Origin of the sequence: Providencia alcalifaciens, assembly GCF_915403165.1 — a bacterium.
GTDB classification, from domain to species: domain Bacteria; phylum Pseudomonadota; class Gammaproteobacteria; order Enterobacterales; family Enterobacteriaceae; genus Providencia; species Providencia alcalifaciens_C.
Map to the genome: position 1 here is coordinate 3,880,048 of NZ_OU659204.1, position 19,945 is coordinate 3,899,992.

Genomic DNA, 19,945 nt, shown 5'->3' on the forward strand with positions numbered 1-19,945 from the left:
TGAATTAATCCCAGTTTAAAATCACTTTTCCTGACTGCCCTGAGCACATCACATCAAAGCCTTTTTGGAAATCATCAATAGAAAACTCATGAGTAATGATTGGTGATAAATCGAGACCTGATTGCACGAGTGTCGCCATCTTGTACCAAGTTTCAAACATTTCACGCCCATAAATCCCTTTGATAAACAGACCTTTAAATATAACTTGGCTCCAGTCTGTTGCCATCGATGATGGAGGAATACCTAATAGCGCAATTCTGCCACCATGATTCATGGTGTCTAACATGGTTTGGAAAGCGGCGGGGGCTCCTGAAACTTCCAGTGCCACATCAAAACCTTCTTTCATGCCCAGTTCATTCATCACGTCTTTAAGATTTTCACGGCTCACATTCACCGCGCGGGTTACGCCCATTTTTTTCGCTAATTCAAGGCGATAATCATTCACATCCGTGATCACTACATGGCGAGCACCGACATGTCGGCAAACTGCTGCCGCCATAATACCGATAGGGCCTGCGCCAGAAACCAGTACATCTTCACCGACTAAATCAAATGATAATGCTGTATGCACCGCATTACCAAATGGGTCGAAAATTGCCGCAATTTCATCAGGAATATTGTCTGGAATTTTAAAGGCGTTAAACGCTGGGATCACCAAATACTCAGCAAAACATCCTGGGCGATTTACGCCGACACCAATGGTATTACGGCATAAGTGGGTACGCCCACCTCGGCAATTACGGCAATGACCGCAGGTAATATGCCCTTCGCCAGAAACACGGTCACCAATTTTAAACCCTTTAACTTCCTGCCCAATCTCAACAATTTCCCCTATATATTCATGACCCACCACCATCGGAACGGGAATGGTTTTTTGCGACCATTCATCCCAGTTGTAGATATGAACATCCGTTCCGCAAATGGCGGTTTTACGGATTTTAATCATCACATCATTGTGTCCCAGTTCCGGTTTCGGAACGTCTGTCATCCATATACCTGGTTCTGCTTTTAATTTGGACAGTGCTTTCATAGGCGACCTTTTATTTATGGCTACATTTAATTTTATGGCTAAATTAATTTCGTAACTAAATTAATTGAAGCTTTTTGCCAATACGGGTGAATGCATCAACAGCGTGTAAAATATCCTCCTCACTGTGCGCAGCGGACATTTGCGTGCGAATTCGCGCTTGTCCTTGAGGAACCACTGGATAGAAAAATCCAGTGACATAAATGCCTTCTTTTAATAACTCTGAAGCAAATTGCTGAGCAATCTTGGCATCCCCTAACATCACAGGAATGATGGCGTGATCAGCGCCTGCTAATGTAAACCCTGCATCAGTCATTTTTTCTCTAAATAACACCGCATTACGCCACAATTTCTCACGGCGTTCTTGCCCTTCGGTCATCATATCGATCACCTTAATGGACGCAGCTACAATGGCGGGTGCCAAAGAGTTAGAGAATAAATATGGGCGAGAGCGTTGACGTAACCACTCGACAACCTCTTTTTTGGCGGCAGTATAACCACCCGATGCACCGCCCAGAGCTTTTCCTAATGTGCCAGTAATAATGTCTACTCGCCCCATCACTTTACAATACTCATGGCTACCACGACCGTTTTCACCAACAAAACCAACAGCATGGGAGTCATCTACCATGACCAATGCGTTATATTCATCAGCAAGGTCACAGACAGTTTTCAGATCAGCAATCACGCCATCCATCGAGAAAACACCGTCAGTCGCAATCAGAATATGGCGCATACCCGCCGCTTTGGCTTCTTCAAGGCGCTGTTTTAATTCCGTCATATTGTTATTGCTGTAGCGATAGCGCTGGGCTTTACACAGGCGAACACCGTCAATGATGGATGCATGGTTTAATGCATCAGAAATAACAGCGTCTTCTGGCCCTAGTAGCGTCTCAAAAAGCCCGCCATTGGCATCAAAACAAGAGGAATAGAGGATCGAATCTTCCATTCCGAGGAAATCCGCGATTTTCTTTTCAAGAACTTTATGGCTGTCTTGGGTGCCGCAAATAAAACGAACCGATGCCATACCAAAGCCATGGCTATCCATACCCTGTTTTGCCGCTTCAATCAGCGCGGGATGATTGGCTAAGCCTAAATAGTTATTTGCACAGAAGTTAATAACGCGCTGCCCACCCTGGATTTCAATATCCGCGTCTTGAGAGGTCGTAATAATGCGTTCATGTTTAAACAAGCCTTCAGCTTCTATTTGCACCAATTGTTGTTTAATCTGCTGGTAAAATTGTTCTGACATGATTTGTTCCTGTAAAGAAGTTGTTTACAGAGTTTAATAATAGTCACTGGAACTAGCGATATCTGCGGAGCAAATAAGTTAAGTTTGTAGGCAAGATCACGATAATGCCCTTTGAAGAGGTATGACAACTAGGACAATTATCTGGTCGATATACTGTTGTCTGTACAAAGAGGTGTTATTATAGACCCCAATTTTGTATCTATTTATTCTTAACCCACTTGAGGTATTCACGATGATCGTAGTCACTGGCGGAGCTGGTTTTATTGGCAGCAATATTATTAAAGCCCTGAACGAAATGGGTCGCACCGATATTCTGGTGGTGGATAACCTGAAAGATGGTACTAAATTTGCCAACCTTGTTGACCTCGATATCGCCGATTACATGGATAAAGAAGACTTTATCGTGAGTGTTATTGCCGGTGATGATTTTGGTGATATTGACGCTGTTTTCCATGAAGGTGCTTGCTCATCCACAACTGAGTGGGATGGTAAGTACATGATGGATAATAACTATCAGTTTTCTAAAGAGCTGCTACATTACTGTTTGGAACGTGAAATTCCCTTCCTGTATGCCTCTTCCGCAGCAACTTACGGTGGACGTAGCGATAATTTCATCGAAGAACGTGAATTTGAAAAACCACTAAACGTATACGGCTACTCTAAATTCCAATTCGACCAATATGTCCGCAGCATCATGCCTGAAGCTCAGTCTCAAGTGTGTGGCTTCCGCTATTTCAACGTTTATGGACCAAATGAAAACCATAAAGGCAGCATGGCGAGCGTGGCTTACCACTTAAACAAACAGATTAATGAAGGGCAAACCCCGAAATTGTTTGAAGGAAGCGACACTTTCCGTCGTGACTTCATCTACGTTGGCGATGTGGCTGCGGTGAATTTATGGTTCTGGGAAAATAACGTTTCTGGTATTTTCAACTGTGGTACAGGTCGCGCGGAATCATTCCAAGCGGTTGCCGATGCCGTCACTGAATTCCATAAAGATAAAAATGTATCTATCGAATATATTGAATTCCCTGAGAAATTAAAAGGTCGCTACCAGAGCTTCACCCAGGCGGATCTGACTAAATTACGTGCCGCAGGTTACACTGCACCGTTTAAAACCGTTGCTGAAGGCGTGACCGAATATATGCAATGGCTGAATAAAGACGCGTAATCGCCTTTTATGAAAACAGTACCTATGAAAACCACGCCTATGAAAATATTAGTGATTGGCCCCTCATGGGTAGGGGATATGATGATGTCTCAGAGCCTTTATCGCACGATAAAGGCACTCCATCCTCATGCTCAGATTGATGTGATGGCACCCGATTGGTGCCGTCCGTTATTGGCAAAAATGCCCGAAGTATCTGAAGCGATCTCCATGCCATTAGGACATGGAAAGCTAGAAATTGGCGAACGCCGTCAATTAGGCATTAATTTGCGGAAAAATGGGTACGATCAAGCGATTGTGTTACCTAATTCATTGAAATCTGCTCTGGTGCCGTTCTTTGCTAAAATTACCAAAAGAACGGGATGGCGCGGTGAAATGCGTTATGGGCTGCTCAATGATTTACGCCCATTGGATAAACAAGCATTTCCGCTGATGGTGCAACGCTACGTCGCATTGGCGTATGACAAACAGCGCATCAAATCTGCCGATGATATTCCCGCCCCGATTTTATGGCCTAAATTAGTCACTGATAAACAGCAAGTTAGCGATACTGTTAGTCAATTTAATCTTGATTTTTCTCGCCCAATTATTGGTTTCTGCCCCGGTGCTGAATTTGGTCCTGCAAAACGTTGGCCACACTATCACTATGCGGCTATCGCTCAAAAATTAATCAGCGATCAAGGCTACCAAGTTCTGTTATTTGGTTCTCAAAAAGACCATGAAGCAGGTGAAGAAATCCGTCAAAGTTTGACTGACGATGCTCGCAGTTACTGCCTCAATTTCGCAGGAAAAACCTCGTTAGAACAAGCCGTTAATCTTATTGATGCTTGCCAAGCCGTTGTGAGTAATGATTCTGGCTTAATGCATGTGGCTGCGGCTCTCGATAAACCGTTAGTCGCACTATATGGCCCAAGTAGCCCGGACTTTACACCACCACTGTCCGATAAAGCAGAAGTGATCCGGCTGATAACGGGTTATCACAAAGTGCGTAAAGGTGACGGCGAAAGTGGCTATCACCAAAGTCTGATTGATATTCAACCGCAGATGGTGCTGGATGCCCTCACGCGTTTAAATATAGGTATTAAATAATGCGCGTGTTATTAGTAAAAACATCATCTATGGGAGATGTTTTGCACTCTCTACCTGCATTAACTGATGCACAGGCAGCAATACCGAATATTCAATTTGATTGGGTGGTCGAAGAGGGGTTTGCTCAAATCCCCACTTGGCACAATGCGGTGAATAAAGTGATCCCTGTGGCAATCCGTCGCTGGCGAAAAAATTGGTTTTCTGCGCCAATTCGTGCCGAACGTGCAGCATTTCGTCGCCAATTGCAGGCAACCCACTACGATGCAATTATCGATGCACAAGGGTTACTCAAGAGTGCGTTGCTAGTCACTCGCCTCGCTCACGGTTCTAAACATGGTTATGACCGCCATAGTATCCGCGAGCCGATTGCTAGCTTCTTCTACGATCATCGTTATTCCATTAGTAAACAGCAACATGCGGTAGAGCGTATTCGCCAATTATTTGCTAAAAGCCTCGGGTATACTTGCCCTAGGACCCAAGGAGATTACGCGATAGCTCGCCATTTCTTGCAATCAACCGATGAAACCGAAGCCCCCTATGTGCTGTTTTTGCACTCCACAACCCGCGACGATAAGCATTGGCCTGAGTCTCATTGGCGTGAGCTGATTCAATTAATGAAGGAAACTGGGCTGAGAGTGAAACTCCCTTGGGGTGCAGAGCATGAGTATCAGCGAGCAATAAGACTAGCAGAGGGTTTTGATTTTGTTGAAGTCTTACCAAAATTAACGCTGGCACAAGTCGCGCAACAAATTGCGGATGCAAAGGCGGTGATTTCTGTTGATACAGGTTTGAGTCATTTAACGGCTGCGCTAGATAAGCCGAATTTCACGCTGTTTGGCCCAACAAATCCCGGTTTAATTGGTGGTTATGGAAAAGGCCAAAATGAGATAAAATCCACAAATAATATGATGGGGCAAATTAGTGCTTCTGACGTTTATAAGCGATTAAGCTCTATTTTTCCCAACTTAGGTGGTAACCATAAACAATGAATCAATCCACAACAATAGTAACTGCTTTTTTTGATATAGGAAGAGGAGATTGGAATAGTTCTCACGGGCACTTAGATCATTTAGAAAGAAAAACTGACACTTACTTCAATTATTTTAGTCAGTTAGCAAAGTTCGATAATAATATGGTCGTGTTTACTTCTGCTAATTTCAAAGAAAGAATATTGAAAATTAGGGCGGGGAAACCAACTCACGTCATTGTGCTGGATATCAATAAAAAGTTTAAACACATCATAAAGAAAATTTCAGCTATACAACTCAGTCGCTCATTTAAAGAACGTATAAAACCAAAACAACTCGAAAACCCAGAATATTGGTCTCCAGAATATGTTTTATTAACGAATCTTAAAACCTATTTTGTGAATAAGGCGGGTCAACTTGGACTTGCTAACAATGAACTTATTGCATGGATAGATTTCGGATATATTCGTAATAATAAAACTCGGTATGGCATAACAGAATGGAACCACTCCTTTGATAGAGAAAAAATGCATTTTTTCTCTATACGAGATGGTTTAGATTTGACAAACCATGAATTGGTCATGAAGTATGTAATTGAAAATCATACTTATATCATTGGAGGTGTTATAGTTGGCACAAAAGAGCAATGGGCGCATTTATATCAGTTAACACTTAATGTACAACATGACTTATTATCATCCGGCATCATTGACGATGACCAAGGTATTTTTTTAGTTTGTGCAAGTAAAAAACCTGACTTAGTAAAAATACACTTTTTAGGTTATATGAAATGGTTCAGTATATTTAGGTTGTTCAATAAAAATTCTAAAATAAATTATTTTGAGCGTTTAGCCATTCAATTAAGATTAATTAAATAAATGCCCAGATAATCAATGGGCATCCATAGTTATTTCAATTTAAACCACTCTTATTTCTTCTCTGGGGCAATAAACCCAAAACACATGGTTTTCGGCTTAGCATCCGGCTCAGAGCGATAAATTACATCTTCTTTTTCAATCGTAAATTGTGGCCAGAATTTACGCACTTTAGCGAAATCTTCGTGGGCACAATCGTCATATTTGCGCCCTAATAAAATAGCACCATGCTCACGAATTTCTGCTTCGGTAATCTCACGGTTATACACATTCGGTGGCATATGGTTTTCTAGCGTCCAAGGCTGAATAACATGCGGCCTATCTTGAGCGTAGATAATAAACCATTGATGTAAGTTATCTTCACCGCCAACGTATTTAACTGGTGTTCCGTAACGTTGATACCAGCGCTGTTCACCTTCAGCAATTAAGGTTTTGACACCAATAAACTTTTGACCCGCTCCACGAATATTCCCTGCTTGAACAGCTAGATAGCCAGATACCATTAAAACACCAACCACCGCTAAACCAATCAACGGTTTTTTCAGTGATTTTTTCGGCATCACAATGATTGAGCCAACAAATAAAGGCGCACAGACCATCATAAATGGCTGCAACCACTCAGTAATTCGCCCACCATCATGAAACGAGAACCAACCGTAAATCACTGCTAATGGGAATAGGATGATGAAGTTTGCCATGCGGTTTGATAAGGCTTTCGGCCAACCGATTTTCCCGCCACAGCAATATAAGATAATCGCTGCAATAATCAGCGGGTAAAACACACTTAGCGCAGCTTCCGTGGTATGTAAGTTAAAACCGGGATCAATTTGCGAATCTACCCATTTAAAGGCAGAAAAATCACTCGCCATCAGCCAGAAGAAGTTTGGCAAAATCATCGAAAACCACAGTGCTATCGCTAGATAAAACACCGGGTAGCGATAGCTTTGGCGCGCTTGTTTCACAAAAAGGGTGAGTAAGAAAACAGAGCCGACTAAGGCAAGTGTGGAATATTTCCCCATTGTTGCAAGACCGGCAACTAAAGCAAAAGGTAGCCACCACAGAGGGTTATCTTCGACCGCACGCAGGAAGAAGTAAATCAACCAAGGCCAGAAAGTCACTAAGATATAGTTATCATTATAAGGAATAATATCGAAATTAATGACGCCAGATAAATTCATCATCAGCATCGCAAACCAAGCAAGGTCACGGCGTCCGGTTAATCGATAAGCTAATTTCCATACCCCAAGTAGCCCAAATCCAATACCGATAAAATGGCTCAGATACCAATAGAAACTATAAGAAATGCCTAAATGGATTGCAGGCCACATCATAGTACCAACAAACCATGGATTTTTTGGCGATCCCCATTCCCCATTCATCCCCCAGTTAACGGCTTCGACCGTATCGTAAGGAACAGTTGGGTCAAAAAAGAAGCTCGCAAGGATCCAAGTAATGGCATAGCCAATGATCCAAAGATACAAATACTTATTTGAAATTGGTTGATTGATTGTCGGCATTCTTTTTTCAGCGAAATTTATCAATAAAGTTAAAGGGAAATACGCATTATTTTACGTCGAGCTTATAGAGGATTACCTCTCGCTCGGCTGAGTATGCAAAAACGTGACTGGGTAGTTTACTATAGTTTAAACAAAATAATCAGAAATGAGAGAAATTGTCATTACTCATTGTAGTAATATTCAAGTTATCAATACTTTTGCTGAATATTACTGTTCTCTTGGAGGTAAATAAGGCTGTAACAATTTAAGTAAACGCTGTAATGCACCTTGGTTTTCATGCAAGACTTCAGCAGCATGGCGACCATAATATAGTCGATAATCTTCATCAGACAGCAAGCTTGTAACGGCTTGAGCCAGTGAGTCGCTATCCGTCACAGTGATCAACCCATCTGCTTGGGTTAATTTCGCGCAAATATCTTTAAAATTAAAGGTATGCGGTCCCATCAAAACAGGCAATGCGTGTGCAGCAGCTTCAAGTGGATTATGGCCACCCGTTTCAACTAAGCTTCCACCAACGAAAGCAATATCTGCAATTCCGTACAGCAACATCAATTCACCCATCGTATCGCCAATAACCACTTGAGTATCTAGAGATGGGATAACGCCACTGCTACGACGAATGAAGCTCAGCCCTGCTTTTTGCGTCAGTTCTTCCGCTTTTGCGAAACGTTCTGGATGCCTTGGAACTAAAATGAGTAATAAATTAGGAAATTTTTTTAGCAATTGTTGGTGAGTTTGCAAAATAATCGCTTCTTCACCTTCATGGGTACTTGTTGCAATCCATACTGGGCGATGTGCAGCCCACTGTCTGCGTAACGTAATGGCTTTAACCGCTAGTTCAGGGGTAACGGAAATATCAAATTTCAAGCTCCCCGTCACTTCTAACTGCTTACGCCTTAACCCTAATTGAATAAAACGTTCACCATCTTCTTGATGCTGAGCTGCCACCATCGTGACATTTTGCAGCATACGTTTCACAAAGCTACCGAGTTTTTGATAACCCGCAGCAGAGCGCTCAGATAACCGAGCATTAGCGATAACTAATGGAATATTACGCTTATGCAGTTGGTTGATCATATTTGGCCAGAGTTCCGTTTCCATAATAATCACCAATTTAGGATCAACTTGATTAAGGAAACGGCTCATGGAGCCTGGTAAATCATAAGGGAGATAGACGTGACTAATATCGTCACCAAATGCCGACTGAACACGCTCTGACCCGGTTGGCGTCATTGTGGTCACGGTAATAGGGAGTGATGGGTAGTGATGGCGCAGTGCACGTACTAACGGTACTGCCGCAAGGGTTTCGCCCACAGAAACTGAGTGTAATAAAATGCCTTTAGGAACAACTTTACCACCACAAAAACCATAGCGTTCCCCCCAGCGTTTGCGATACGCAGGGGCTTTACGGCTACGCAATAATAAGCGTATCCAAATTAATGGCTGGATGAGATAAAGAAGTACCTGATATACACGCAATAACATTCGATCTGATTCACTTACCAAAATTGGCGGTATCTTACCATAAACCATTACTGAAAGTGTGTAGAATCTGTGCCTAAAATGAGACTTAAAATAAATACATACCTATCAGTGATTGTTGCAAGAGAACGCAATTGCCGTTAATGTGGATTTCACCGTCACTTATTCCTATCGATATATTAGGATAAGCAATAATAAACAAAGAGATAGCAATATCATGACCCATAAAGCTATTTATCCGGGAACCTTTGACCCGATTACCTCTGGACACGTCGATATCGTCACCCGTGCCGCAGCGATGTTTGACCATGTCTTACTCGCTATCGCAAATAGTCAACGCAAAAGCCCTATGTTTAATCTGGAAGAGCGTGTTGAGTTAGCGAAGAAAGTTACAGCACACTTAGGGAATGTCGAAGTGGTTGGCTTTTCTGAGTTAATGGCGAGTTTTGCACAGAAAAATAATGCGAATATTTTAATTCGTGGCGTACGTTCAGTGGCGGATTTTGAATATGAATGGCAGCTGGCTAATATGAACCGCCATTTTGTTCCCGAGCTAGAAACGGTATTTTTACTTCCATCACAAAGCTTATCTTTCGTTTCATCCTCATTAATTAAGGATGTCGCGCTTCATGATGGAGATATTTCTTCGTTTTTACCGCCTGTTGTTGCTGACGCTATGTTGAAAAAACTCAACAAAATCTAGCAATTACTTCTGACATTGAGGGCAATAAAAGGTTGTCCTCTGTCCTTGTTTGATGCTTTCAATCGGGGTTCCGCACAAAGAACACGGCTCGCCTTTTTTTCCATACACAAACAACTCTTGGGCAAAGTAACCCGGTTTTCCGTCTGACTGTAAAAAGTCTTTGAGAGTCGTCCCACCTTGTTCTATTGAGCGTTGAAGCACTTTTTTAATCTGCGTAACAAGTTCGGTAATCTCATTGAGCGTCAGCGTGTTAGTCAGCTTTTCTGGGGAGATCCTTGATGCAAAAAGCGCTTCATTAGCGTAGATATTCCCTACCCCAACAACGATTTTGTTGTCCATCAACCATGGTTTGACCGCAACCTTACGTTTAGCCGCTAAATCAAAGAGATATTTAGGATTGAATTCATCGGAAAGAGGTTCTGGTCCTAAATGAGCAAGAACGGAGCTGGACGCTAAATCATCGCACCAAAGCCATGCACCAAAACGTCGAGGGTCGGTGTAGCGTAGTACTTTACCGTCACGCAAGATAAGGTCTACATGGTCATGTTTCCCTTCTGGTAACTCTTCCGTCAAAATTCGCACGCTGCCAGACATTCCCAAATGGACAATAATCCATCCTTTGTTCAGTTCAATAAGCAGATATTTTGCCCGCCGTTGAACACTTATCACGGTTTCATCAGATAAACGCATGATTTGTTCACTTACTGGCCAACGTAACCGCTCATTACGCACAACTGCATAACTGATTGTATTGCCGACTAAATGCGGTTCAATACCACGGCGACTGGTTTCAACTTCAGGAAGTTCTGGCATTACAACTCTCTTTAAAAATTATGGGAACCATTTACGAATAACATTTTGGAGCTCTTCAGTAACTATTTCCCATGTAAAATTCTCATAGGCATGAGTTTTGGCATTATTCGCAATTTTCACTGCATCAGGATGGTTTAATGCATACTGTATATCTTCTGCCATATTTTCGGGGGAAAGTGGTTCTTTGAAAATAAAACCTGTTTCATTGTGCGTAACAAATTCAACCATAGCCCCGCGCTGGCTAGCAATGACAGGACGACCTGATGCCATAGCCTCAAGAGCAACCATACAAAATGGCTCACTGGTGATCGAAGGCACAGCGATAACATCCGCCAATGAGTAGTAATGCCTAATTTTATCTGGATGCACGCCCCCCAAGAAAATACATTGCTTATCTAAATGCTTAGCAAAATCTTTTACTTCATTTTGATAGTCAGCAAGTTCGCCTTTTTTAGCAGCATTAGGATCGCCGACAATGACTAATTTATAACGATCATCACCACTAAAAAACGTGCTACATGCTTGCATTAATTCAAGTAAGCCTTTATCTCTAGCAATCCTTCCAGCGAATAGGATAATTTTATCTGATTTATCCAGACCAAAGTCTTCACGCTTTACTTCAGCCGGTTGATTATAAATATCGCCATCAAACCCATTTCTAACAACTTCAATCTGAGCTTTTGGTAAACGTTCTCTGAACCAGCGTTCCATGAAACGGCTCGGAACAATCAATTTTATATCTTCTGGAATATCCTTAGGTTCAAAACAATTATGCATATGAAGTACAACGTTATTGTGCCCTTCCTTTTTAATAATTTTTTTAAATAATTTTATGTTGTTATGCACAAATGTGATGCTTTCTTCGGAATTTTTTGCAAAATTCCGTTTCAATTTAACGATCCTATCCGCATAAGAATATGGGTCTATTCTTGTCCATTTTTTAAATAGTCTCGTATAAATTCTTCCAAACTTTATGCGGTCAATAGCACAATTTTTGTTAACGACTGAATGAGCTGAATATCCTTCATTCTGAATGCAGATAATACGGCTTTCTATATCTAATCTCTTTGCAACGTTATACATCCACGACTCTACTGCTGCTGCACTTCTTGGCGGTATAGAATAGATAGGTGTCACAGTAAAAATGGCTTTTTTGATCATAGATTATCTTTTTTTACCTCTAACCTTCTGAAATAAGTATTTAATGCCTGAAATACACCCTGCAAAAAATGCACCTTGTTTTAAAAGATGCTTATATTCTTTCTTTTTCTCTGCAAATTTAATTGCTGGCTTTAAATCATTTTCAGTCCACGGCGAAGAGGCTAAAGCATCATAAAATGGTTTTGCAGAAGGATATTTCGCCCATGTATGCCATGGTTTTGTTACCCCGGTATAATGGATTAAAGCTGTATCTGACGTAATAACACACTTATATTTTTGATGAGTTGAATCACTAAGCTCATTTTTGAGGGTATAAATAGTATTAAAACGTTGAGCTAACAAAACGAGCTGCTCTCTTAAAATTAAATTCAGTACATCTTGGTCTGGATATTTGTACAAATCTTTAGCGTTCGGCAACGATAGAAATTCAAAGCATTTTTTTGTCACTTGGTGACTATGCCATTCCTTGAGATTGACAAACATCACACCTGAATTGAAGTAGGTTTCACTAAGCTCTGCTACATTCAATCTTGTGCCACTTTTTTTACGAACACCAATTTCGTCTGCTACTACGCCCGCTACCACATCCTTGATAATATCAGTAGATAAATTTAAGACATTCTGACAAACAACATCAGCATCTAAGTAAAGTGCATAATCATAATCACTTGATAGATATTCAAATGCAATCAAGCGAAAATACATTGCAGATGACCAAACCTCTGACGCCGGTAAAGTTTTAAGCAATGTATTATCAAGCTGATAAACATTAAATTCAGCAGAAAATTGCTCAGCAATCGTGCTCAATTTATCTAGAAAACCTGGCTTAACCACATCTAGGAATAGATGGAATCTAAAAAAATTGGAAGGGTTATTCACCAGTAATGAAACTGCAGATACTCCTACACCAAATTGGTAGTTTTCGTCGGAGCCATAAATGATGTCAAAACCTTCAGATAACGGATCAACTTTACTACCTATTAATTGATACTTATTAATAATTAAATTATCCATTATTTTCACTTATACACTTCGTAGGAACCGCGTTGAGCATCGCAATCAAAAGCCCAAGGATAAGCCCTAGAGGTTTTAAATCCACTTGTTCAAACATACCTCGAACTACATAGAAACTAATCAAACTGATAAACAAAGCCAAAAATGAAAAGTAAACTAATGGATTTTCTATACTACGGCGAATTCCTTGATAAGAAGTGTACCCCATAGACAGAGTCAGAAGTGTAAAAGAAGCTAATCCAAATATACCCGCACCAAACCATACTAATAACCATATGTTATGAGGACCAATTGACGTTCTGAATGTCCAGTCCGGATGTTGGGCGACTACACTATTGTATTTTTCATGGAAAATTTTATCGCCAATTCCATACCCTACTAATGGCTTCTCCATAATTAACTCAAAAGCCGTACCCTGAGTTCCATTTGTATACCGATAAGAACTGTCTGTCTGCTCTAATTTAAAAAAGAGCTTATTCGTCATCTCTGGATATATTGTTTTCAACGAAATCAATCCAATAAGAGCAATTCCTATAACTGATGCAATTAATTTCCAAGGACGTTTAAAGCACAAGAAAATCCCGCCAGATGCAGCAATCGCTAACCAAGCCCCTCTAGATAGAGTTCCAAGTAATATAAATAAAAACACAATACAAAGAATATAAAAGTAAATTAACTTATTTTTAGGCAGTATGTACCAAAGAATCGGTAAAATTGGAAAGAAGAATGTTAGCGAATCAGATATATTTCTGAAATTATATGTTGTAAATGGAAGAATTCCATTCTGATACGCGATGATATAGCGCGCTAACTCAATTAACAACAATAGAACTAACGCAGCTAAATAACCAACTATGACTAATTTCGATATATCTGTTAGTTTTTCTCTATAAAGGATGATAGGAAAAAGTAAACCTAAGGATAAAACTCCATAATTCAATAAATTATTATTGATAAATTTTAGCGTTGCCTTTGTATCCAAAGAGTAAGAAACAGACACATACAAAGCGATAGAGAATAATAGCGTAAAATAAATTTCTTTATGCTTTAGCTTTTCAATAACTTTTTTTGAATCTAAGCATAAATAACATAGCGCCGTAGCAATCATTAGATAAAATAGAATATGTTTATATCGGGTTACATCTTCAACAAAAAAAAGTATAAAAAATAGAAAAATCAATACGCTATTATATTTAGATAGTAGGTTTTGATGTTTATCTAAAAAGGACATATTTTTCTCAACCGTAAAATTATTTGGTAATTTTTGCTAAAAAATACTGAGCCTGTGACTTAATGCCAAGCCAATATAGTTTTTGTTTAAATGAATGTTTTGCACTATATCTCAAATGGTTGCTACTTTTAGCTTTCAATAAAGGAATATCTTTCCACGGAGAAGCATTTTTAGCGTCTAAAAATGGCTTTGCAGTTGGATAATTAGCCCACTCATGCCATGGTTTCGTTGGGCCTATATAATGAATCAAAATTGTACTGGATGTTATTGGATTTTCTTTTCGACCATCTTGCAGTTCATAATTAATACTATATTGTGTGTTATATTTTTGGTCTAAGTAGACAATTTTACCAGTTAACAACATGTTCAATATATCTTGGTCAAGATAGGAAATTTTAGCTTTAACTTCATCTTGAGATAACAGATTCATCGCCTTTAGTGATATATCATTTTCCTTCCAACTCACTAAATTTAAAACTAAGAAGCCAGCATTAAAATATCCATTAGCAATACTCGGGATCCCCAATGCATCAGCTCTTTTTTTCCACCAATCCGAATCTCTTTCAGGAACAGCAGCAACCACTTGATTTTCTGTAAATTCAAGCTCTAATAATTCACTTAATGAGCCTTGGCACATAATATCCGCATCCATATAAATGATGCGCTCTAGTTGCTCAGAAAAGTAGTCTGCAATGATAAATCTAAAATACGTTGCGTAAGACCAATTTTTGGTGCTTGGTAACGACTTTAGTTGCTCACAATCGACTAAATATATCTTTATGCTTGTTTTATATTGCTCAGCTAACTCACGAAAAAGAGCCTCTTGCTCCGAATCAAAATAATCGGTAAAAACATGAAAACAAAATGATATTTCCACGTTATTCTTTAAGAGAGAGGCAATAGAAATTCCACAACCATATAAAAAATTACGGTCAATACCGTAAGAAATATTTAAACAATTATCTTTAGCAACCACATTTTTGGCTGTAAGATCAATTTGCTTTGTGATTGCACTTTCCTTATTAAAAAACATGTTTAGTCTCTCTTTTTCTTTATAGCGACTTTCTGATCGTACGCGTTTTAATTTTGTCAGCTTTGCTTTTCGCATCTGCCATCAAACTAGACTCTTGGCTTAGTATTTCTTTTAACGGCATTTCAAAATAAACCTTCATAAACCGGAAAATATCTCGCTGAGTTAAACCAATGTCTAATGAAGAAAAGTATAAACCAATTAAATCCTTATTTCGCCAGCGGGTAGGAACTGACGACCTTAACTGTGCGCGATGCAAATCGATGACTGAAATTTTTAAATCTTGCAGATTTTCCGTGAACGGTAGATGCAGTAAGAAATGGCAAATATAACAATCGCGATGGTTAATACCGATACGATGCATCTTACGTACCATCTCGGCAACTCGCTGGATCAACATTTGCTTAGTTTTGAATTTAGGCGGCTGGGTGGCCCAATTAGCGCAGTAATCTTCTAAACTCACTGTTGGAGTGAGGTCTTCAGTAATAATAAATGAATGACGTCGAAGTGGGTTCCACCCTTTTTGCCCAAAAGCGCGTCCATTCATGGTATCAACACCCGCTTCGGTCAATCGATGAATTGCATTCCATTCCCTGTCTGCACCTAAAACAGGTAAACGGAATGAAAAGAAATTCTTCAAAACCTCTTTTAGCGTCGTGCCATAGTGAATCTTAATAAAATAGCTTTTATCATCAAGCTGAAAACGCAATGTTCTACGCGTTTCCAATGCACGAAAGACTTCACCATCCAGTTTATCTGTTTCAACAAATGGGTCTTTATCTTTCCATAATTCGGTAAAAGGTGGTTTTAACTCAACCATTAGAGCATCCTAAAATAATATCGGCCGCTTTTTCCGGTAAACTATACAGATCTTCTGTATCCGCATAGTATTTAGCATTGTTTACCCACTGAGCTCGTTTTTGTGTATCTTGCAAGCTATCGCATAGAGCCTGATTTAAAACCGTCTGTTCAAACGGCTCATTAACCACCACGCCACATTGGGCTTTGTCAATAAACGAGGCATAACCACACACTTCAGTGACTATAATTGGTAATCCAGCAACAATCGCTTCAAGCAGGACAATCCCAGCCGCTTCTTGGTAAGCCGGATGCATCAAAATATCCGCAGCGGCCATTAGCTCCGCAATATCATTGCGTCCGCTAAAAAATGAAACTTGTTTAGCAATCCCTAATGTTTCCGCGAGTCGTTGATATTTAGCGGGTTTATCTTGCCCTACCACCATCAATAATGTGTTACTTCTGATGCTTTCAGGCAGTGCAGCCATCGCCTTGAGAGTTCTATCAACTCCCTTGCGTTTAAAATCAGACCCAACTTGAAGCAGTAAAAATACAGACTCAGGAATTTGATTCTTTTCTCGATAAATACGCTTAGCATCCGCAATCTGTTGGTCATATTTTCGGTCAACGGCTATACCCGGAGTCAGCATGTGAAAGCGCTCATTTTCAGTTCCATAATGCTTTTCAAAATGGGCAATTTGATGGGGAGTGAGCATCATTAGCTGCGTTGCCTTTCCTTTCTGGAAGACGGCTTTTTCAAAAGCGGCATAATGTTTATAGCGCGGAGTCAACTTATAGAAAAAACCTTTTTCTTCAGCCACTTTTTGCGCATAGCAAACATCCGCAGCAAAATAAACATCCAGCTCAGGCATTTTATTAAAGCCAACAATTCTTTCTGCAGGATGTTGCTTCAGATGTGCCATTACCCATTCACAATATTGGGCATTTCGTCCATGGTTAGTGCCTGAACTGGTAGGAACAATAATAATTTCAAATTGTTCTGGACGTTCACCTTCCCATGATTGGGTATAAACACGAATCTGGTGTCCACGAGCTTGGCAAGCCATCGCAATACGTAAAAAGTCGCGTTGTAGCCCACCAAATGGAAAATATTTATACAGACAAAATGCCAATACCATCTTAGTACCTTCCCATCATTGAGCGCATATTCATCGGCAGCATTTGCTCCGTTGCTTCAATCACATCACTCGCAGGGATCACGGAGAGATATTTTTTATTGCGGTCGAGTTCATCTCTAGGTGGCATATTTTCATAATCCCCCGCCCAGAATTTCACTACATTATCGCTCCATGGACGCCAGAAAATATGGTTTGTGGCACCAAATAAGCAAACGATGGGAGTTTTAACCGCGGCAGCGATATGCATCGGTGCAGAATCGACACCAATAAAAAGGGCAGCATGCGCAATTAATGCGCCTAATTCAGGGAAGGATGTTTTTCCTGCAAGCTCAGTCGTTGGCCTAGTTTGGCAATTCTCTGCAATTTCATTCACACACGCTAAGTCTTCTTTGCTTGGGCCTGATGTTAATACCACTTGATAGCCACGAGACTGTAATGCATCAATGACAGCTGAGAATTTTTCATTATCCCAACATTTAAAAATTTGCCGAGCTGTTGGTTGGATCACGACATAGCTGCTGTGAACGCCAAGGTCTAACAGTCTTTGATCAATTTTTTTCCAATCATCTTGTGCATAAGACATGGTTAGGTCTGTTTTAAATTCTTGGATCCCTAACGGTTTTAATACAGAAAGATTATTTAAAACAACATGCTCCCCTTCAGGGGGGGTAAGATGCGTAAAGCTATTTCGCCAAAATTTCGAATCTCGATGACCGAAATCGTGCGAAATCTTAGTTTCAGCGGGAATGGCGCGAACGAGCAACGAAACCATCCATTGGTCGGCAAGGTTAACTACCAAATCATACTGATTACGGCGTAATTTAAACAGCAGGCTTAAAAAGTTGCAGGCTTTGCTGATACCCCCACTTTTCTTACCTTTCATACCATATAGCGTATGGATCTCTTGGTTTTCCGACAAAATGGGAATGGTGTCCTGATAAAGCAAAACATCAATCTGGGCATCAGGATAATTTTGCTTTAATGAGCTGATAACAGGCGTTGTCAGTAGCATGTCACCATGAAACCGCATCTTGATTACAAGAATTTTTTTATACTGTTTTTTCACCAGGAGCTCTTAATCAGGTCTAGTAGATAAATTGATATGGATATTTGACAATAAAATGCGTTATTAATTCCATGAATACTGAATATGTTACTACGTTCAGATTAATGGTTATAGTTTTTAATCAATATCCCAATGGATAGCCACTTTATAGCTAATTTTTGACATAAAAAAACCCAGCCTAAGCTGGGTTCTTCGTACGCAGAAAGCAAAATTATTTGATTTTTGCTTCTTTGTAGATCACATGCTTACGAACAACTGGATCGAATTTTTTCAGTTCCAGTTTTTCTGGCATTGTGCGCTTGTTCTTCGTAGTGGTATAGAAGTGACCTGTACCTTCAGAAGAAACCAGCTTGATTTTCTCGCGAATACCTTTAGCCATTTTTTAGCTCCTTAGTACTTCTCACCGCGGGTACGCAGTTCAGCAAGAACAGCATCAATACCCTTTTTATCGATAACACGCATACCTTTAGCAGATACACGCAGTGTTACGAAACGTTTCTCAGACTCAACCCAGAAACGGTGAGAGTGCAGGTTTGGCAAAAAACGACGTTTGGTCGCGTTTAATGCGTGTGAACGGTTGTTACCGCTCATTGGACGCTTGCCGGTAACTTGGCAGACTCGTGACATGTCTATTCTCCAAAAATCTAATCAGCTCGAGCTTTTTTGTTCTGGGCTTGACTGCCTCGTCAGGCTTAGGAGCCCATCTCAGCAAACTTTTAAGTGATCAACAAAATATATTTATCTTAGCAAAAAAATTTACTGAGATAGGCTCTTCTCGTCAAACCCGAGATCCTTAAAGGTGGCGTAGTATACGCTTTCAATCGTTTTCACTCAAGCCCAACACAGCAAAAGTTGTCATTTTTTAGTCAAAAAAATGATTTTACAGCCATCCACGCTCAGCAAATGAGGTACAAGATTTGTGTCCAACCACAAAATGATCAAGTAATTTAATCCCCATAATGTCACAAGCACTCTGAATTCGCTCAGTAACGTACTTGTCTGCCATGCTTGGTTCAGGGTTTCCTGATGGATGATTATGAGCAAGTACTATCGCTCTGGCATTCATTTTCATGGCAAACCGGATAATTTCTCTTGGGTGTACTTCAACACGATTGATTGTGCCTTTAAACATCTCTTCATGGCAAATCACCTGATGCTGGTTATTCAAAAATAATACCATGAAAACTTCTCGCTCCTGCCCTGAAAACAATTCAAGTAACCTCGATTTCAATGTATTAGGGTTATCCATAACATCATAACAAAGCACTTGTGCAGAAAAACAACGCCTTGCGAGTTCACTTGCTGCCTGCAACTGCGTTAACTTGCAGGTTCCCATACCTTTACATTCAATCAATTTGTCATAGTCAGCTTGCACTAATAAATAGAGTGAACCAAACTCATGAAGTAAACGCTGAGCAAGTTGTAAAACGGGTTCACCCCGTGTTCCTGTACGTAAAAAAATGGCTAATAACTCTGCATCTGATAATGATGCCGCTCCATACGCCAACATTTTTTCTCGTGGTAAAAGCTCCGTGTATTCATGCATCGACTCATCCCCTTTTGTGCCGTTGCCTTCTTTGTAGCCAACCAACATATACAGAGCAATCATCTA

The 19,945-nt window shown here is 40.2% G+C and carries 20 protein-coding genes; 5 read left to right on the forward strand and 15 right to left on the reverse strand.

The window, feature by feature from the left end; translation table 11 throughout:
* Nucleotides 1–4: 4 nt before the first annotated feature.
* The gene (gene tdh / locus LDO73_RS17745) at nt 5–1,030 is read right to left on the reverse strand and encodes an L-threonine 3-dehydrogenase (protein WP_154638294.1); all 1,026 of its coding nucleotides are present in this window, start codon (nt 1,028–1,030) and stop codon (nt 5–7) included.
* 55 nt (nt 1,031–1,085) lie between these two features.
* Complete coding sequence (locus LDO73_RS17750) at nt 1,086–2,279, reverse strand: glycine C-acetyltransferase (RefSeq protein ID WP_224059606.1); 1,194 nt, start codon at nt 2,277–2,279, stop codon at nt 1,086–1,088.
* 232 nt (nt 2,280–2,511) lie between these two features.
* Here LDO73_RS17750 and rfaD point away from each other — a divergent pair, with 232 nt between their 5' ends.
* The 4 genes from rfaD to yibB are packed head-to-tail and all read left to right on the forward strand — an operon-like array spanning nt 2,512 to nt 6,382.
* Nucleotides 2,512–3,450, forward strand: a complete 939-nt coding sequence (gene rfaD, locus LDO73_RS17755) for an ADP-glyceromanno-heptose 6-epimerase (protein ID WP_036950761.1) — start codon at nt 2,512–2,514, stop codon at nt 3,448–3,450.
* A 39-nt stretch (nt 3,451–3,489) separates the two neighbouring features.
* Entirely contained in the window at nt 3,490–4,536 is a 1,047-nt protein-coding gene (rfaF, locus tag LDO73_RS17760; protein ID WP_224061223.1) for an ADP-heptose--LPS heptosyltransferase RfaF, read from the forward strand.
* Nucleotides 4,536–5,525, forward strand: coding sequence for a lipopolysaccharide heptosyltransferase RfaC (gene rfaC / locus LDO73_RS17765; RefSeq protein WP_224059607.1), 990 nt, complete (start codon nt 4,536–4,538; stop codon nt 5,523–5,525). Before rfaF ends, rfaC begins: the two co-directional genes overlap by 1 nt.
* Nucleotides 5,522–6,382 (forward strand): protein YibB, encoded by an 861-nt coding sequence (gene yibB, locus LDO73_RS17770; RefSeq protein ID WP_224059608.1) that lies wholly within the window; start codon nt 5,522–5,524, stop codon nt 6,380–6,382. Before rfaC ends, yibB begins: the two co-directional genes overlap by 4 nt.
* Before the next feature lie 50 nt (nt 6,383–6,432).
* Here the strand turns inward: yibB and LDO73_RS17775 are convergent, their stop codons facing one another.
* The gene (locus LDO73_RS17775) at nt 6,433–7,896 is read right to left on the reverse strand and encodes an ArnT family glycosyltransferase (protein WP_224059609.1); all 1,464 of its coding nucleotides are present in this window, start codon (nt 7,894–7,896) and stop codon (nt 6,433–6,435) included.
* A gap of 207 nt (nt 7,897–8,103) precedes the next feature.
* Nucleotides 8,104–9,381, reverse strand: a complete 1,278-nt coding sequence (gene waaA / locus LDO73_RS17780; protein ID WP_224059610.1) for a lipid IV(A) 3-deoxy-D-manno-octulosonic acid transferase — start codon at nt 9,379–9,381, stop codon at nt 8,104–8,106.
* Nucleotides 9,382–9,595: 214 nt separating this feature from the next.
* Between waaA and coaD the strand changes: the two genes are divergently transcribed.
* Nucleotides 9,596–10,081, forward strand: a complete 486-nt coding sequence (gene coaD / locus LDO73_RS17785; protein WP_224059611.1) for a pantetheine-phosphate adenylyltransferase — start codon at nt 9,596–9,598, stop codon at nt 10,079–10,081.
* 3 nt (nt 10,082–10,084) lie between these two features.
* Here the strand turns inward: coaD and mutM are convergent, their stop codons facing one another.
* The 11 genes from mutM to radC form a co-directional block, all read right to left on the reverse strand.
* Entirely contained in the window at nt 10,085–10,894 is an 810-nt protein-coding gene (gene mutM / locus LDO73_RS17790) for a bifunctional DNA-formamidopyrimidine glycosylase/DNA-(apurinic or apyrimidinic site) lyase (RefSeq protein WP_224059612.1), read from the reverse strand.
* An 18-nt stretch (nt 10,895–10,912) separates the two neighbouring features.
* A complete protein-coding gene (locus tag LDO73_RS17795; RefSeq protein WP_224059613.1) occupies nt 10,913–12,055 on the reverse strand; it encodes a glycosyltransferase in 1,143 nt (380 codons plus the stop codon).
* Nucleotides 12,056–12,058: 3 nt separating this feature from the next.
* Entirely contained in the window at nt 12,059–13,069 is a 1,011-nt protein-coding gene (locus LDO73_RS17800; RefSeq protein ID WP_224059614.1) for a glycosyltransferase family 8 protein, read from the reverse strand.
* Nucleotides 13,062–14,300: an O-antigen ligase RfaL gene (rfaL, locus tag LDO73_RS17805; RefSeq protein ID WP_224059615.1), complete on the reverse strand. Its 1,239-nt coding sequence runs from the start codon at nt 14,298–14,300 to the stop codon at nt 13,062–13,064. The genes LDO73_RS17800 and rfaL overlap by 8 nt, the downstream gene beginning before the upstream one ends.
* 19 nt (nt 14,301–14,319) lie before the next feature.
* Entirely contained in the window at nt 14,320–15,333 is a 1,014-nt protein-coding gene (gene waaO, locus LDO73_RS17810) for a lipopolysaccharide 3-alpha-galactosyltransferase (RefSeq protein WP_423810896.1), read from the reverse strand.
* Nucleotides 15,334–15,352: 19 nt separating this feature from the next.
* Nucleotides 15,353–16,150 (reverse strand): lipopolysaccharide core heptose(I) kinase RfaP, encoded by a 798-nt coding sequence (gene rfaP, locus LDO73_RS17815; protein ID WP_224059617.1) that lies wholly within the window; start codon nt 16,148–16,150, stop codon nt 15,353–15,355.
* Nucleotides 16,143–17,267: a glycosyltransferase family 4 protein gene (locus LDO73_RS17820; protein WP_224059618.1), complete on the reverse strand. Its 1,125-nt coding sequence runs from the start codon at nt 17,265–17,267 to the stop codon at nt 16,143–16,145. Before LDO73_RS17820 ends, rfaP begins: the two co-directional genes overlap by 8 nt.
* Nucleotide 17,268: 1 nt before the next feature.
* Complete coding sequence (gene rfaQ, locus LDO73_RS17825; RefSeq protein WP_224059619.1) at nt 17,269–18,333, reverse strand: lipopolysaccharide core heptosyltransferase RfaQ; 1,065 nt, start codon at nt 18,331–18,333, stop codon at nt 17,269–17,271.
* Nucleotides 18,334–18,544: 211 nt separating this feature from the next.
* Entirely contained in the window at nt 18,545–18,712 is a 168-nt protein-coding gene (gene rpmG / locus LDO73_RS17830) for a 50S ribosomal protein L33 (protein WP_004265124.1), read from the reverse strand.
* A gap of 11 nt (nt 18,713–18,723) precedes the next feature.
* Nucleotides 18,724–18,960, reverse strand: a complete 237-nt coding sequence (gene rpmB / locus LDO73_RS17835; protein ID WP_004265123.1) for a 50S ribosomal protein L28 — start codon at nt 18,958–18,960, stop codon at nt 18,724–18,726.
* A 253-nt stretch (nt 18,961–19,213) separates the two neighbouring features.
* Entirely contained in the window at nt 19,214–19,879 is a 666-nt protein-coding gene (gene radC, locus LDO73_RS17840) for a RadC family protein (RefSeq protein WP_224061224.1), read from the reverse strand.
* Nucleotides 19,880–19,945 lie beyond the last annotated feature (66 nt).